The organism is Hymenobacter mellowenesis (genome assembly GCF_030581005.1).
GTDB lineage: Bacteria > Bacteroidota > Bacteroidia > Cytophagales > Hymenobacteraceae > Hymenobacter > Hymenobacter mellowenesis.
The window spans coordinates 209,894-226,369 of sequence record NZ_JAUQSX010000012.1 but is presented as its reverse complement, the minus strand read 5'-3'; the positions used below and the strand labels follow the sequence as shown (position 1 = coordinate 226,369).

11 protein-coding genes and 1 pseudogene are annotated in these 16,476 nt (G+C 62.6%); 7 read left to right on the top strand and 5 right to left on the bottom strand.

The window, feature by feature from the left end; translation table 11 throughout:
- The 4 genes and pseudogenes from Q5H92_RS20815 to Q5H92_RS26720 form a co-directional block, all read left to right on the top strand.
- A partial coding sequence (locus Q5H92_RS20815) for a DUF7151 family protein (protein ID WP_440137026.1) occupies positions 1–803 on the top strand: 803 nt, incomplete at its 5' end.
- Between the two features lie 38 nt (positions 804–841).
- Positions 842–2,803, top strand: a complete 1,962-nt coding sequence (locus Q5H92_RS20810; RefSeq protein ID WP_305013483.1) for a T9SS type A sorting domain-containing protein — start codon at positions 842–844, stop codon at positions 2,801–2,803.
- Between the two features lie 67 nt (positions 2,804–2,870).
- The gene (locus Q5H92_RS20805) at positions 2,871–3,083 is read left to right on the top strand and encodes a PID-CTERM protein-sorting domain-containing protein (RefSeq protein ID WP_305013482.1); all 213 of its coding nucleotides are present in this window, start codon (positions 2,871–2,873) and stop codon (positions 3,081–3,083) included.
- A 189-nt stretch (positions 3,084–3,272) separates the two neighbouring features.
- A pseudogene (locus Q5H92_RS26720) lies at positions 3,273–3,821 on the top strand (YkvA family protein); the annotation flags it as partial.
- A 589-nt stretch (positions 3,822–4,410) separates the two neighbouring features.
- Here Q5H92_RS26720 and Q5H92_RS20795 read toward each other — a convergent pair.
- The 5 genes from Q5H92_RS20795 to Q5H92_RS20775 all read right to left on the bottom strand — a co-directional run bounded on the left by Q5H92_RS20795 (position 4,411) and on the right by Q5H92_RS20775 (position 11,972).
- A complete protein-coding gene (locus Q5H92_RS20795; protein WP_305013481.1) occupies positions 4,411–4,677 on the bottom strand; it encodes an acyl carrier protein in 267 nt (88 codons plus the stop codon).
- 127 nt (positions 4,678–4,804) lie between these two features.
- Positions 4,805–8,242: an efflux RND transporter permease subunit gene (locus Q5H92_RS20790; RefSeq protein ID WP_305013480.1), complete on the bottom strand. Its 3,438-nt coding sequence runs from the start codon at positions 8,240–8,242 to the stop codon at positions 4,805–4,807.
- A gap of 145 nt (positions 8,243–8,387) precedes the next feature.
- Positions 8,388–9,533 (bottom strand): efflux RND transporter periplasmic adaptor subunit, encoded by a 1,146-nt coding sequence (locus Q5H92_RS20785; protein WP_305013479.1) that lies wholly within the window; start codon positions 9,531–9,533, stop codon positions 8,388–8,390.
- 111 nt (positions 9,534–9,644) lie between these two features.
- A complete protein-coding gene (locus Q5H92_RS20780) occupies positions 9,645–11,309 on the bottom strand; it encodes a TolC family protein (protein ID WP_305013478.1) in 1,665 nt (554 codons plus the stop codon).
- A gap of 48 nt (positions 11,310–11,357) precedes the next feature.
- Positions 11,358–11,972 (bottom strand): TetR/AcrR family transcriptional regulator, encoded by a 615-nt coding sequence (locus tag Q5H92_RS20775; protein WP_305013477.1) that lies wholly within the window; start codon positions 11,970–11,972, stop codon positions 11,358–11,360.
- Between the two features lie 329 nt (positions 11,973–12,301).
- On the opposite strand from Q5H92_RS20775, the gene ispF reads away from it, so the two are divergent.
- The 3 genes from ispF to Q5H92_RS20760 all read left to right on the top strand — a co-directional run bounded on the left by ispF (position 12,302) and on the right by Q5H92_RS20760 (position 16,473).
- A complete protein-coding gene (gene ispF, locus Q5H92_RS20770; RefSeq protein ID WP_305013476.1) occupies positions 12,302–12,781 on the top strand; it encodes a 2-C-methyl-D-erythritol 2,4-cyclodiphosphate synthase in 480 nt (159 codons plus the stop codon).
- A gap of 156 nt (positions 12,782–12,937) precedes the next feature.
- Positions 12,938–14,635: a M28 family peptidase gene (locus Q5H92_RS20765; RefSeq protein ID WP_305013475.1), complete on the top strand. Its 1,698-nt coding sequence runs from the start codon at positions 12,938–12,940 to the stop codon at positions 14,633–14,635.
- A gap of 149 nt (positions 14,636–14,784) precedes the next feature.
- Positions 14,785–16,473: a M28 family peptidase gene (locus Q5H92_RS20760; protein WP_305013474.1), complete on the top strand. Its 1,689-nt coding sequence runs from the start codon at positions 14,785–14,787 to the stop codon at positions 16,471–16,473.
- The last annotated feature ends 3 nt before the right edge of the window (positions 16,474–16,476 follow it).

The following is a 16,476-nucleotide window of genomic DNA, read 5'->3' as shown; positions in this document are numbered from 1 at the left end:
AAACGGGCCAGGACGCCAACAGCAACGGCAGCCTCGACGCCAGCGAAATCACCGCCACCCGCTACGTGTGCAACGGCACGGTCGGGACCTCCGGCGCTAAGGGCGACAAGGGCGACCCCGGCACGGCCGGCACCGCCGGCGCGACCGGCGCCAAGGGCGACAAAGGCGACCCCGGCACGGCCGGCACCGCCGGCGCGACCGGCACCAAGGGCGACCCCGGCGTGGGGGTGCCCACGGGTGGCACGGCGGGCCAGATTCTGACCAAAGTAACTGGCACCGACTACAACACCCAGTGGACCAGCCCCGGCGCGGCTGCCAGCAGCGTGAGTGTGCAGCTGCGGGCCAACAAAGTGGGCGGCACGGGCGAAACCTTGCCCGTAGCCACCTCCACCACGGCCCCCACCATCGCCTTCAACAACGTGCTGACCTCGCCCACGCTCGGCACCTGGGATGGCAGCACCTATACCTTAGGCACGGGCGGCGCGGGCCTCTACCTGGTGCAGGCCAACATTCTCACCCCCGATGCGGGCACGCCCACCCAAACCATCAGCGCCAGCCTGGTGCTGGAAGTAAACAGCGCCGGCTACGGCAGCACCGCCGGCAACGTGTACTATGGCCTCTACTCCTCGCTCAACGGCTACACGCCGGCGGGCACCAAGGGGCGCGGCGAATTTAGCCGGGCGGTCTACCTGAACGCGGGCGATACCTTCAAAATCCGGGGCACCAGCTCAACTGGCAGCCTAGCCACGCAGCCCATCTCCACGGTGGCAGCCAGCTACCTCGCGGTGCTGAAGCTGAACTAAGGCGGCCCTGACACCTTCACTTTTCAATTCACTTTCCCATGCAATTTTTATCCTCTAATACCCGCCCCTGGCTGGCTGGACTGGGCTTGCTACTGGTCCCGCTGGCCGCCTCGGCCCAGGCCACGCTAACCAGCAACGGCGGCACCCTGTTCGTAAATACCGGCGGCACCTTCACCGTCAACGGCGACCTGAACCAGACCGGCGCGGCCCTGCTGCGCACCACCGGCACCGCCACCGTGGCCGGCAGCCTCACCGGGGCCGCCACCAGCACCCTCGACCTGAGCACCGGCCTGCTCGACGTGACCCGCGACGTGACCCACGCCGGTTCGCTGGCCGGCAGCACCGGCACGTTGCGCCTGAGCGGCGGCACCTCGGCCGCCCTGCGCCTGGCCGGCGGCACCGTGCCCAACCTCACCATCGACAAAGTGGCCGGGGCCGTGGCCCTGGGCCAGCCCCTGCGCGTGCGCCGCGTGCTGAACCTGGCCAACGCCGGCCGCCTCAGCACTAACCGCCAGGCTCTGACGCTGCTCTCCGATGCCAGCGGCACCGCCCTGCTGGCCAACACCGGCGCGGGCCAGGTGGTGGGCTCCCTCACCGTGCAGCGCTACCTCGATGGCAGCCGCAATCCCGGCTTGGGCTACCGCCACCTCGCCGCCCCCGTCATCGACGAAACCGTGGCCGCCTTCGGCTCGGGCGGCACCGCGCCGGTGGTGAACGCGGCCTACAACACGGCTGCCCAGCCCGGCGCGGTTTCGCCCTTCCCCACCGTGTTTTACTACGACCAGGCCCGGCTGGCCACCTCGCCCGCCACCGGCGGCCTGGCCTTCGACAAGGGATGGGCCTCGCCCGCCGACCTCACCGACGCCGCCCCGCAGGGCACGCAGGGCTTCACGGTGCAGCTGCCAGGGGGTCAGACGCTGGCCTTCGTGGGCGAGGCCGTGCAGGGCGCGCGCGCCATTGCGCTGGCCCGCGATGCCGGCCCCACCGCCGCCGACGCCGGCTGGAACTTCATCGGCAACCCCTACGCCGCTCCCCTCGACTGGAGCGCCGTGACTGCCAGCCAGCGCCCCAACGTGGACGCGGCCATGTACGTGTTCGAGAGCACCAGCCAGTACGGCGGCCAGTACCGCAGCTACGCCAACGGCGTGGGCGCCTCGCCGCTCATCGGCAGCAGCCAGGGCTTCTGGGTGCGCGTGAGCGCGGGCCAGACCAGCGGCACCCTCGCCCTCGACAACTCGCACCGCATCACCGACTACGCCCGGCAGGCTCCCGTGCGCCGCTCTACGGCCGACGTGCGTCCCCTGGTACAGCTCACCTTGGCCGGCGCGGGCGCCACCGACGACCTCTACGCCTACGCCGAAGCCGGCGCCACCGCCAGCGCGGACAAGGAGTTTGATGCCGTGAGAATGGCCAACTCCACGGGCCTGAACCTGGCTTCCTTCGCCGCCACCGGCCAGCAACTGGCCATTGATGGGCGCCCAGCCTTCACGGCCGCTACCGTGCTGCCGCTGGCCGTGGGCGTGCCCGTCGCCGGCACCTATACCCTCACCGCCACCACTATCAACAACCTGCCCGCCGGCCTCACCGCCTACCTGCGCGACGCCCAGACGGGTACGCTCACGGCCCTAACGGCTGGCACGAACTACAGCTTCTCGGTGACGGCCGCGCAGGCCTCGGCGCTGATTGCCGGGCGCTTCACGCTGCAGTTCTCGGGTGCGGCCCTGGCCGCTACGCCCGCCGCGCTGGCCGCCCAGGTGCAGCTTTTCCCCAACCCGGCCCGCGAGCAGGCCACCCTGCTGGTGCCCGGTATAGCCGGGGCCAGCGCCGTGCAGGCGGAACTGCTCAACAGCCTGGGCCAAGTGATGCTGCGCCAGCAGGCACCCCTGCCCGCCGCCGGCGCGCAGCTGGTGCTGCCCACCGCCACCCTGGCCACGGGCGTGTACACGGTGCGTCTGCGGGCCGGCAGCGTGGTGCTCACCAAGCGCCTCACGGTTCAATAGTTTCTGCTGCCTGCGAGGCCGGCTTCGGAAGGGGCCGGCCTTTGGGGCTCTAATTCATCTTCTTCTTATGAAAAAAATATTGTTGCTTTTGCTGCTGGGTGGCCTGCCTTTCCTAGCGTCGGCCCAGCCCAGCAGCGGCGGGCCGGGGCCGGGCACGCCCACCACGCCCACTACGCCCACCGACGTGCCGCTCGATGGCGGCGCCTCGCTGCTACTGGCTGGCGGTGTGGCCTACGGCCTGCGCCGGCTGCGCAAGCGGCGGCAGGGCTTGGCGCGGTAGCGCGCCGGTCTGCTTTTATTACTTCTTTTCACAGCCCCTGCCCTACCGGCCGGGGCTGTTTGGTTGCTAGCCGCCGGGCACGAGTGGTTTAAGCTGTGTGGACAGTGAGAAAAAGGAACGTCATGCTGAGCTTGTCGAAGCATCTCTATCGCTTCGTTGTGGAGCAATTGGATTACTCGCACGGTAGAGATGCTTCGGCAAGCTCAGCATGACGTTCTAAATGAGATTTACAGCCAACCGTCCACAGACCCTGGGACGCCGACACCGGCCGCTGGCGGGCGCATGGCAACAACCTTGCGCCTCGAAACTCAGTATCAAGCCCAATTCGGCGGCTGTGGTCGCGTTTCTTTGTCTCCCGTTTTATCTCTGCACTCCGTGGCTCAAAATCAGCAAACCCCGCCTACCAGCAACGACGTCGCCGGCTCGGCCATTTTTAAGAAATTCCTCGGCACTGCGGAAGGCTACATCAAGCAGCCCACCCGCATGAAAAAGCTGCTGACGGATGCCTACCACAAGGCCAGTCAGAAAAACGAAGTCGGAACCTTGGCCCACGAAGCCTGGGAAACGCTCCAGACCATGTTCCGGCTCATCAAGGCATCGATTTCAGGTGAGTACACCGGCGTACCCGGCACTACGGTGGCCGCGGCCGTGGCTGTGCTTATCTATTTCCTGAGCCCGATTGACTTGATTCCGGACTTCATCCCGGTGCTGGGCCTGCTCGACGACGTGGCCCTAGTGGCCTGGTTCTCGACTACACTTAAGCACGAGATGGACCGCTTCCACGAGTGGGAGCTGACGCGCCCGGCCCTGGCCGCCACCTCGGTGGATAGCAATAGCAAAGCCGCTGCCGAGCGCATGGCCAGCACCATGAATTCGTCCGATGCTGACCGCGCCCAGCCCGCCGCCGAATCGGCCAAAAACGCAGGCACGACCAACAACCCGGCCGTTTCCAATACCGATTCCGGTCTGGGTTCGCCCGAGAGCAGCGCCCCGCAAGCCTCGACGCCCACGCCGGCTGAAGAATCGGCCAAAAATGCTGGCACTCCCACCGTAGCCGCCAACACCACTGATAGCAGCCGCGAGCCCAGCACCTCGGCCACCGATACCGGCGGCAACGTGCGGTAGAGACGCAATATTTTGCGTCTCGTCGTTGAACGACAACGGCCAAACGAAACCCGAACAGACTCAAGTGGCGCGGACGACGAAACGCAAAATATTGCGTCTCTACACCGTTTCCAATTAAACGCGAAAAGGCCCTGGAATATCCTTCCAGGGCCTTTCTCATTTCATAGCAACTAATAAGCAATAGCCTAATCGGGCAGCCTGCTTAAGCGGCGGCGGCGTGCTCGCGCACGTAGCGCACGAAATCGCCCACCGTGGTGAGGGGCACTTCGTCGGGAATGGTGATGCTGAAGTTGCGCTCGAGTTCGAGGATGATGTCGACGACGTCGACGGTGTCGAAGCGCAGGTCGCGGGCGAGGCTGGCGGTTTTGCGCACGCGGCTGGCCCGGATGGCCTTGCGCTTGCTGATGATGCGGAAAACCTGCTGCTCGATGGTGGGCGTGTGGGCGAGGCTAGTGGTGGATACGTACATAATAGTTGCGAAAAAAGCGGGTGAGTCTGAGGTTGGGGCCCTCTGCGGTGAGGCGCCCGTCGGGGTGGGATAAAGCGGTTAGTGCTGCAACAAAAACCGGCCGACGGGCGCCAAAACGCAGAAATTGCTAGGCTAGTACAGGCGGCGTAGCCGCCTGTATTTCTTCAGAGTCCACCTCCTCGGAAATGGTTGCAACGTGGTCGGGATTTTTTCCCGAAATTTTTCCTTTCAGCGTTTCGCTCAGCAAATACATCACCGGCACCACCAGCAGGGTGATGCCCGTGGCGAACACCAGACCGAAGATGATGGTCCAGGCCAACGGGCCCCAGAACGTCACCGACTCGCCGCCGATGAAGAAGTGGGCGTTGCCGGAGTTGAACAGCTCGTAGAAGTCGATGTTCAGGCCGATGGCCAGCGGGATGAGGCCCAGCGTGGCAGCCGTGGCCGTGAGGATAACCGGATTCAAGCGAGTGCGGCCGGCCAGCACGATGGCCTCACGCAGCGGCATGCCCTGCGCCCGCAGCATGTCCATGAATTCGACCAGCAAAATCCCGTTTTTCACCACGATACCGGCCAGGGCGATGATGCCCACGCCCGTCATCACAATGCTGACGCTTTGGCCCGTGATGGCCAGTCCCCAGAACACCCCGGCAATCGAAAACAGCACCTCGGAGAGGATGATGACCGGCTTGCTGAACGAGTTGAACTGCGTAACCAGAATCAGGAAGATGAGGCCGAGAGCGCCGATGCCGGCCAGCGGCAGGAAGTCGGAGGTTTCTTTCTGGTTTTCCTGGGCGCCGCCCATGTTGATGGTGTAGCCGGGGGGCAGCGGGAACGACTTGAGGGCCGTCTGGATGTTGCGCACCACATCGGGGCCGGTGTAGCCGCCCAGCACGTTCGAGCTGATGGTGATGATGCGCTTGGTGTCTTTGCGCTTGATGCCGCCGTAGGTGCTACCGTAGGTGACATCGGCGATGGCCGAGATGGGCACCTGGCGCACGGCGCCGGTGGCGTCGCGGAAGGTGAGCGGGGCATTCACCACGGCGTCCACATCGTCGCGGTAGGGCTTGGCGTAGCGCACCTGGATGGGGTATTCATCGTCGGCCGTTTTGAATTTGCTGGCCTCGGTGCCGTAGATGGCGGTGCGGACTTCCAGGCCAATCTGGCCGGTGCTGATGCCTTCGCGGTTGGCACGGGTGCGGTTAATGTTGACAGCAATTTCGGGGTTGCGGTCTTCGAGGTTGGAGCGCAGCTGTTCCACGCCGCCGATTTTCATGGAGTCGACGTAGCGAATCACCTTTTTCGAGAGAGCGGCCAGTTTGGGGTAGTCGTCGCCGGCTACTTCGATGGCAATTTCCTTACCCGTGGGCGGGCCACTGGCCTCTTGGTCGACCGAGACTTCGGCGCCGGGAATGCCTTTCACCACCTCACGGATTTTATCCATGTAGGTGTGGGTGGCCGGGCCGGTGCGCTCACTCAATTCCTTGAAGGCCACACCCACCTTGCCCATGTGCGACTGCGACACGCCGGCGGCGGTAGCTTCGCCAGGGTCGCCGGCACCAATGGCCACGTTGGTGATAACCGATTCAACGTCGGGGTTTTTCTCACCGATGACGCCGTAGATGCGTTTTTCCAGCACTTTGGTAATAGAATCGGTAACGGCTACCCGGGTGCCGACCGGCATTTTCAGGTAGGTGTAGATGAATTTGGGGTCGCCTTTCGGGAAGAAGGCCACGGCCGGCTTGCGGACACCCACGGCCACAAACGAGCCGATGAACAGCACAAGCACGCCCACCATCACAATCGTGGGGTGGTTGATGGACCAGCCCACGAGGCTACCGTAGCCGTTCTGGAACTTCGGCAGCGCGCGCGTCTGGAACCAGGCAATCATCTTGATGAACACGAACTTATCGAGGAAGCAGAGCAGGATAATCGTGATGAACAGGTTGCCCACGAAGGGCGAGTGCGCCACGTAGCCGAGGATGGCCACCACCAGCAGCCCGCCCATGGCCAGGAGGAAGTTGCGAGTGAGTTTGGGGGTGCGGTGCAGGTCTTCCTCGAAGTGGTTTTCACGCTCCATGAAGCTCACGGCGAACACCGGGTTCATGATGAAGGCTACGACAAGCGAAGCCATCAGCGTGATAATCAGCGTCACGGGCAAGTAGTACATGAACGAGCCCACGATGCCGGGCCAGAACAACAGCGGCACGAAAGGCGCAACCGTTGTCAGCGTACCGGCCAATACCGGCACGAACACTTCACCGGCCGCGAATTTGGCCGCTTTGGGCGTAGTCAAGTTAGGGTGCTCATGGAGCAGGCGGTGGGTGTTTTCGATAACCACAATGGCGTCATCGACCACAATCCCCAGCGCCAGCAGAAAAGCGAAGAGCACAATCATGTTCAGCGTGAAGCCGAATACCGGGATGACCAGGAAAGCCAGGAACATCGAAATCGGCACCGAGAGGCCCACAAACAGGGCGTTGGTGGTGCCCATGAAGAACATCAGAATCAGCGTCACAAGCAGGAAGCCGATGATGATGGTGTTGATGAGGTCGTGCAGCGTGACGCGGGTGTCGTTCGAGGTATCGCCGGTTACGGTGATGGTCAGTTCCTTGGGCAGGCTGGCTTTGGAATCGGCAATCAGAGCCTTGATTTTGTCGGAAGCGTCAATCAGGTTTTCGCCCTGACGCTTCACCACGTTCAGCGTAATGGCGGGCTTGCCGTCGAGGCGGGCGTAGCTTTCGCGGTCCTTGAAGCCGTCGGTGACGGTAGCGATGTCGCCGAGGCGCACGGGCGCACCGTTCAGGTTCTTAATCTGGATGTCGGCAATGTCGGCGGCGCGCACGTACTGGCCGGCCACGCGCACGGCGCGCTTCTGCCCGCCCACGTCGATGGAGCCGCCCGAAACGGTCACGTTTTCGCCGCCAATGGCGCGAGAAATGTCCGAGAAGCCGAGGCGCGAGGCGCGCAACTTGTTCAGGTCCACGTCCACGTTCACCTGCTGGTCGAGGGCGCCCACGATGTCGACGCGGGTGATTTCGGGCAGGGCCTCAATCTTGTCCTGGAAGTCGTCGGCGAACTTCTTGAGTTGGGCGGCGGGCAGGTTGCCGGCCAGGTTCACGAACATGATGGGCTGCTCGGAAATGTTGATTTCCTTCACCAGCGGGGCACTCGGCAGGTCGTTGGGCAGTTCCGTGCTGGCCTTGTCCACGGCATCCTTGATGAGCTGCTTGGCGGCCTGCACGTCCACGCCGGAGGTAAACTCGACGTCCACGATGCAATAGTCCTGGTTCGAGGTGGAGTTGATGTGCTTCACCCCGTTCACGCTCTTAATCTCCTTTTCGAGCTGGCGCGTCACCAGGTTTTCGATGTCGGTGGGCGAGGTGCCGGGGTACACCGTGGCCACGATGATGCGCGGAATCACGATGTCGGGGAATTTCTCCTTGCCGAGCTTGATGTAGGCAAAAATGCCCGCCACGCACAGCAGCACCGTGATGATGTAAATGCTGGTTTTGTTATTAATGGACCAACTGGTTGGGCCAAACTCTTTTTCTATATCCTGCATGGTTTTTTTCTTAGAAGACAAACCTGGAATTCATTTTAAATCTGCCCGTCATGCTGAGCTTATCGAAGCACCTCTACCGCGGTAGTAAATGATATGCTTGCGCGGTAGAGATGCTTCGACAAGCTCAGCATGACGTTCTTTTGGCTTAGCTGGCGGCGCCCTGCACGGCCACTTTCTGGCCTTCGTTCAGGTTCTGGTAGCCGGCCGAAATCACCTGGTCCTCGGCCGTCAGGCCGCTGGTCACTTCCACCTTGCCGTTGTAGGTGTTGCCGGTTTTGATGATGCGCTTCTTGGCCACGGCCTTGCCGGACTCCTGGGCCACCACGTACACGTAGCTGTTCTCCTCGTCGTGTTGCACCAGGTCCACCGGAATGACGGTGGCACTGGCGGCGGCGTAGTTCTGGATGCGGACGGTGGCCACCATGTTGGGGCGCAGGTCGGCGGCTTTGGCGCCTTTCAGACGCAGCTCTACGGTGAAGGTGCGGCTGGTGGCATTGATGCTACGGCTCACGACGCGCACCGTGGCGGGGATTTCTTCGCCGCCCAGGTCCGGAATGGTCACCACGGCATTGTCGCCGGCCTTGATGCTGTTGCCGTAGGCTTCCGACACATCGGCCAGGATTTTGCCGCCCGTGCCACTGGTCAAGCGCACCACCGGCGCACCGGGCGCGGTGATTTCGCCCAGCTTGGGCAGCACCTCGTCCACCGTGCCCGAGAAGGGCGCCACCACATTATATAAAGCACGCTGCTGGTTGAGCGTGGCCAGGTTGCGCTGCAGGGCCTGATAGTTGTTCTTGGCTTGCAGGTACTGGATTTCGGTACCAATCTGCTGGTCCCAGAGCCCCTTCTGCTTCTCGTAGACGGTCTTGGCGAGGTCCATGCGGGTGCGCAGTTCGGCGGCGTTGGCGTCGAGGATGCTGGCATCCACAGTCGCCAGCACCTGGCCCTTGCTCACCCGGTCGCCGCGCTGCACGCGGATGCTGGTGAGCGAGCCGGCGGCGCGGGAGCCCACGGTAGCGTTCTGGTCGTAGTCGACGCGGCCCTGCACTTCGAGGTAGCTTTTGAAGCTTTCGGGCTTGGCGTTCATCACCGAAACCGGCGTGGGCGCTACGGTGGCGGGACCGCCGGTTTTGGCTTCCAGCTCGGTGATTTTGGCCTGCGTGGCCGCCTGCTCGCTTTTGAGCTTGGCGAGCTCGGCCTTGGGGTCTTTTTTTGAAGAGTCGCCGCAGGAAGCGAGCAGCAGGGTGCCGGCGAAAAGCAGCGCGGCGGGTTGGGTTGAGGAGAAACGCATGGGTAAGCGGGGTGATTTTAAGATGTCGGGGGGCAAGTAGCGCGGACTCTGTGGTCCGCGAGTGGTGCCGTTGAGTTTGGTTATTGTCGCGGACTAAAAGTCCGCGCTACATTACTTTTTAACCTGGTTGAACAGCTCACCGGTCGCTTTGTCGCGGTCCACCTTCGCCACCAGCACATCGTAAATCGCGCCGTAGTAGTTAGTCTGCGCCGAACGCAAATCCGTCTCAGCGGTAATAACCTCCAGGTTGGAGCCCACACCGGCGTTGAATTTGATGCGCGTCACGCGGGCCACGTCGGTGGCCAGGTCGAGGTTGGCCTTCTGGTTATCGAGCACATCCAGGGCATTGATGAGCGTGGTGCGGCTCTGGGCATCCTGTAGGTCGATGCTTTGCTTCAGCGTTTCGAAGCCTTTCTCAATGGTTTGCTGCTGAATGCGCGTCTGCTGCACCAGATACTTGCGGCGGAAGCCGTCGAACACCGGCACCTGCAGGCTCAAGCCCACGTTGCCGAACCCGAACCAGTTCTGGTTGGCAAAGCCCGCCGAGCTGCGCGAGTCCGGGCCGCGGAAGGCAAACAGGTCGCCCATCTTATTGGCCGAGCCGGTGAAGCCGTAGGCGCCCGTGAGCACGAGGCGCGGGTAGGCACCGGCCTGGCGGTTGCGCAGGTCGAGGCCAGCCAGGGCCTGCTGGGTTTCCAGGGTCGAGAATTCGATGCGGTTGTTGTAGTTGATGGCACCGCGCGCCTGCGAGCCCAGCCCGCCGGAGAGGGCATTCTGCTGGTCGAGGCGGTTCTGGGCGGCGGTATTGTCGGTGCCGGGCGCCGTGGGGGCGGTGGGCACGGCCCCGAGGCCGTCCACGCCGCCGCCGGTGGTCTGGCTAGCCACGCCGAGGCGCTGGCGCAGGGCGCTGGCATCCACCACGGCCGCGCCGAGCGAGTCGGTGAGCTGGATGTTCTGCTGCTGCGGCAGGCCCATCTGGAATTTCAGCAGGCCCAGACTCAACTCGGTGAGGCGCTGGGCTTTCTGCTGCTCCACCACCAAGTTGTTGCGCTGCACGCGCAGGCGGTCCACGTCGAGCTTCTCCGCGAAACCGGCCTTGAAGGTCTGGTTGGTTTGGTAAAGCACCGTATCGAGGCGCTGCACGTTGCGGGCCAGCAGGGCGAGGCGCGAGCGGGCCACCAGCGTGCTATAGTACGCCTTGCTCACCTGCTCCACCACGTCGATTTCGGCCTGCTGGGTTTGCTTCTTAGCCAGTTCGGTATACACCTTAGCGGCTTTCAAACCAATCAGATACGAGCCATCGAACAGCAGCTGCGACACCGAGGCGCTGGCGTTGCCGGCGTATTGCAGGCCAAACGCGAACGGCTGCGGCGGCAGGGCCAGCTGCTGGGTGCCCAGCACCTGCTGCGTGCCGCCCTGCGCCGCGGCCAGGTCGCTCTGCGTGAGCACCGTTTGCGAGAGCGGGAAGCTCACCAGGCTCTTCTGCAGCTTAAAGTTGTCGGACAGCGTGCTGGCGATGTTCACCTGCGGCAGGCCCTGGCTCTTGATTTCGCCCACTTTGGCCGCCGCCGTGGCCTCGCCCAAACGGGTGGCCAGCAGGCTCGACTTGTTCTGCACGGCGTAGCTCACGGCCTGTTGCAGGCTCAGGGGCATGGTGCCCGTGGTGGACGGGGCCGCCGGCATAGCATTCGGCGAGGTTTGGGCAAGCAGCGCCTGCGGCACGGCCGCGCTCAGGGCGGCCACCAGCAGGAATCTGGTTCGAAACAGCGTGTTCATATAAAACAGCAAAAAGGAAACGGGTGTGCGGGGAAAATCGTAGGTAAACTATTCAGCTTCGGTAATCTGCCGGTACTGATTGATGAGCTTGTGGCCCTTGAGCGTGGCCACGCCCAGCAGGAAATGCTCGTCGAAAACCCGGTTCACACGCAGCGGGCTGAACTGGGTGGCGGGAAACAGTTCCGAGTCGAAGGCCAACTCTATCTGGGCGAGGTTGAGGCGGGCCAGCACCTCCACGTCGAGGTCGGGCCGGAAGAGGCCTTCGGCCATGCCGCGGCGCAGGTTCTGGATTATCTGGGCCAGGATGAAGGTGTTTTTGTGTGCCCTAAACAAGTCCCAGGCGGTGGGGTGGTACTTCTTCAGGTCGTTGAAGATGCTGGGATGGATGTCGGCGAACTGCTCGTCGGCCCACTTCGAGAGGAGCAGCATTTCTTCCACCGCGTTGGCCGCTTTGCCAGCCACCACCGCGCAGTCGCCCTGCACGCCGTGGAGGTGTTGGGTGATGCCGGCCATCACAATCTGGTCCTTGTTTTCGAACCACTTGTAAAGCGTTTTTTTCGACATGGCCATGTCGGCGGCAATGTCGTCCATGCTCACGCTTTTGATGCCGTTGCGCATGAAAAGCCGCTGGGCGTGGTTCAGGATTCGGTCTTTGATTTCCATAACTAACGCCGCAAAGATACAATGGAAACTTTCATTGTACTCAAAGTTTCCATTTTCTTTTTGGCCTCCCCAGCCCGTCCGGGCCCTTTTCGCCTCTACCTGACGCGCACCGCCCCCCGATATTTTACCTAACCCTGAAAAAAAGTGAGTTGCAGCCCGCATGACTAACTAATTTAAATGGCAATACAAAGCTAATAATTTTAGTTGAATAATATTGACTAATCGTATTATTAATTTCAAAAAGGCTTTGCCCGGGTTGTCGGCGCAATGCCGCGGCCGCCGGGTACTTTTGCGGCGGCCGCGTCGGCCCGCTCTTATTCCGCCCTCTTATGAAAATCCGCACCGGCTTCGGCTACGACGTTCACCAACTCCAGGAAGGGCTGCCCTTCTGGCTCGGGGGCATCGAGGTGCCGCACACCCACGGCGCCCTCGGCCACTCCGATGCCGATGTGCTCATCCACGTCATCTGCGACGCGCTTTTGGGCGCCGCCAACCTGCGCGACATCGGCTTCCACTTCCCCGACACCGACCCGCAGTACAAGGGCATCGACTCGAAAAAGCTGCTCTCCGGCGTGATGCGTCTGCTCCGCGAGCGGGGCTACGAGGTGAGCAACATCGACTCGACCATTTGCCTGGAGCGCCCCAAGGTGAACCCGCACATCCCGGAAATGCAGCGCGTGCTGGCCGCCGTGATGGGCATTGCCGAGGAGGATATCTCCATCAAAGCAACCACCACCGAAAAACTGGGTTTTGTGGGCCGGCAGGAAGGCGTGGCCGCCTACGCCAGCGTGCTGATTCAGAAAGCATAATCAATTGTCATTCCCACACAGACCGTCATGCAGAGCGCAGCGAAGCATCTCGCATGTAGTCGCTAATCCTCCTAATTGTAGTTAGTGATAGCACGCGAAATGCTTCGCTGCGCTCTGCATAACGTTCTTTCTCTCTGTTCCCACCAATCCATAAAAATGAAGCAAACTCCTCTCCTGCTGGCCTTTCTGGCTTTGGCCAGCGCCGCCCCGGCCCACGCCCAGGGCAAGGTTAAAATCAAAACCAAAGGCGGCGTTACGATGCCCGCTGCCAAAACCAAAATCAAAGAGGGCAAAGCCGCCACGGCAGCTCCCGCCACCCAACCGGTGGCCCCAGAGGACTGGAGCGTGAAATACGCGGACATGGTATCGGCCGAGCGGCTGCGTGCCCACCTGGCGGTGCTGGCCTCGGACGAGTACGAGGGCCGCGAAACGGGCATGAAGGGCCAGCACATGGCCGCCACCTACGTGGCCACGCAGTTTAAAAACGCCGGCCTGACCGGCCCCGTCACCACCGGCACCGACCCCTACCAGCAGCACTTCAACGTGGAGCAGGTGACCTGGGCCGACGGCGCCAGCCTGAAAGTGGGCAAAACCACTTACGCTTGGCTGACGGATTTCTACGGCACCGGCGACTCGCCTTTCGCCACCGAAACCACCGTGAAGCCGGTGTTTGTTGGCTACGGCATCGAGCAGGCCGGCTACTCCGACTACGCTGGCCTGGATGTGGCGGGCAAGGACCTGATTATCATGCAAGGCGAGCCCACCGGCGACGGCGGCAAAGCCCTGCTCAGCCCCGACGGTGCGCCTACGAAATGGGCCAACGACCGCGCCAAGGTGCAGCTAGCCACCCAGAAAGGCGCCCGCTCGGTGTTCTTCGTGAGCTTCAATCCGAACAACAACTTCGCCAAGCAGACGGCGCGGCTGGCGCCCTACATCAGCCGGCCCTCGGTGGCGATGGTGAGCGAAGGACAGAAGCCGAGCCGCGTACCGTCGTTCTCCATTTCGCCGGCTGTGGGCCTGGCGCTGCTGGGCACCAAGGATGCGGCCATGCAAGCGTATCTGGCCAAAATCAACAGCACGAAGCAGCCGGTGAAATCGACCTTCAAGGCGGTGCCGATGCAGATACGGGCCGAGCGCAAGCGCACGCCACTGGACACGGAAAACGCGCTGGGCTTCATTGAGGGCACCGATAAGAAGGATGACATCATCGTGATTTCGGCTCACCACGACCATCTCGGCATTCAGGATGGCAAGGTGTTCAACGGGGCTGACGACGACGGCTCGGGCACGTCAGCCATCGTGACGATGGCTGAGGCCTTTGCCAAAGCCAAGGCCGACGGGCACGGCCCGCGCCGCAGCCTGCTCTTCCTAAGCGTGACGGGAGAGGAAAAGGGCCTGTTCGGCTCGGAGTACTACTCGAAGCACCCCATTTTCCCGCTGGCCCAGACGGAGGCCGACCTGAACGTGGACATGATTGGGCGCACCGACGTGGAGCATGAAGGCAAGCCGGACTACGTGTACGTCATCGGCTCCGACAAGCTGGCCTCGGAGCTGAAGGTGATTCTGGAAGCCGAAAACAAGCAGTACAGCAACCTCGACCTGGACTACCGCTTCGACGACCCGGCCGACCCGAACCGCTTCTACTACCGCTCCGACCACTACAACTTCGCGGTGAACAAGGTGCCGGTGGCGTTTTTCTTCAACGGCGTACACGCTGACTATCACAAGGAAACCGACGAAATCAGCAAAATCGAGTTTCCGAAGATGGAGAAGCGCGCCAAGCTGGTTTTCCACCTGGCCTGGGAGCTAGCCAACCGCGACGGCCGCATTGTGGTGGATTCGAACAAGCCGTAGGTTTAGCCTAAGTCGCTGACAATTGAACGTCATGCTGAGCGCAGCCGAAGCATCTCTACCGCAATAGTAATTAACTACTTGCGCAGTAGAGATGCTTCGGCTGCGCTCAGCATGACGTTCTACTATTTTTTGGGCGTCTGCCTTTCCCTATGAAAACACTGGTATTCTGCGGCCTACTTGCTTTAGCCACTTGCTCTGCAAGCGCTCAACAAGCTCCCACCAAGGTCAAAATCAAAACTAAAGCAGCACCTGCGGCTCAGGCTACCCCGGTTCCTGCCGCGCCGGAATGGGCCCGCACCTACGCCGCCACCATCCGGCCCGAGGAGTTGCGCCAGCACCTGACCGTGGTGGCGTCGGATGCTTTTCAGGGGCGCGAGGCGGGGCAGCCGGGCCAGAAGCTGGCGGCCGAGTATCTGGTGAAGCAGTTTGCGGCGCTGGGCCTGCAGGGGCCGGTGACGGGTGGCGACAACCCGTATCTGCAGCACTTCCCGCTGGTGCGCGGGGCCACGGCGCCGGGCGGCTACGTGCAAGTGAACGGCCGGCGCTACGAGTGGCTGAACGACTTTTTCAGCTACGGGCCGCTGCCCTCGCCTTTCCTCACGCCCACCGTGGCGCAACCGGTGTTTGTGGGCTTTGGGGTGGAGCAGGGCGCTTACTCGGACTACGCCGGGCTCGATGTGCAGGGCAAGGACGTGGTGGCCCTGATGGGCGCGCCGCAGGACGAGCGGGGCCGCGCGCTGCTCCGGCCGCTGGGCCGCAAGGCCGACTATTGGGACTCGGGCCTGCGCAAGGCGGCGCTGGCGAAGGCGCACGGCGCGCGCACCATTTTTCTGGTCACGTTTGCGTCGGCGGCGGCTTTTCGGAAAGAGGGCCAGCAGTTTGCCTCGGCACTGAGCGAGCCAGCCTTTTCGCTGCCCGACCCAGGGCCGGCCATCATCGACACGGTGAGCGAAAGCATTCCGCCCGGCATCGGTGTGTACCTAACGTCGCAGGAGTTGGGCTTCGCGCTGGCTGGCGCCACCAGGGCCGACCTAATGGGCTACGTGCGGGGCCTGGGCCAGGCGCGGGGGCCGGTGCCAGCGGCATTTCAGCCGCCCACGGCTACGTTTTATTTGCCCCAGACGCAGCAGCAGCTCACCACCGAAAACGTGCTGGGCTTCCTGGAAGGCTCGGATAAGAAGGACGAGGTGCTGGTGATTTCGGCCCACTACGACCACCTAGGCGTGAAGCACGACACGATATACAATGGGGCCGACGACGACGGCTCGGGCACAGTGGCGGTGCTGCAGCTGGCCAAGGCCTTTGTGCAAGCCAAGAAGGACGGGCACGGGCCGCGCCGCAGCATTCTGTTCATCACGATGACGGCGGAGGAGGAAGGGCTGTTTGGCTCCGAATATTACACGGCGCACCCGGTGGTGCCCCTGGCCCAGACCATTGCTGATTTGAACATCGATATGGTGGGCCGCACCGACCGCAAGCACGGTTTGAAGAAGCATTTCGTGTGCGTGGTGGGCTCGGATAAGCTGTCGTCGGAGCTGCACACCATCAATGAGGCGGCCAACCGCGACTACACGCATCTGGAGCTGGACTACCATTTCAACATTCCCAACGAGCCGGAACACATCTACTACCGCTCGGACCACTACAACTTTGCGCGTCGCAAAATCCCGGTCATCTTCTACACCACCGGCGAGCACGCCGACTATCACAAGGCCACCGACGACGTGGAGAAAATCGAGTTCGATAAATTAGCGGAGCGCGCCCAGCTGGTGTTCTACACCGCCTGGGAACTGGCCAACCGCGAGCAGCGCATTGTGGTTGACTCGAACAAGCCCTGATTT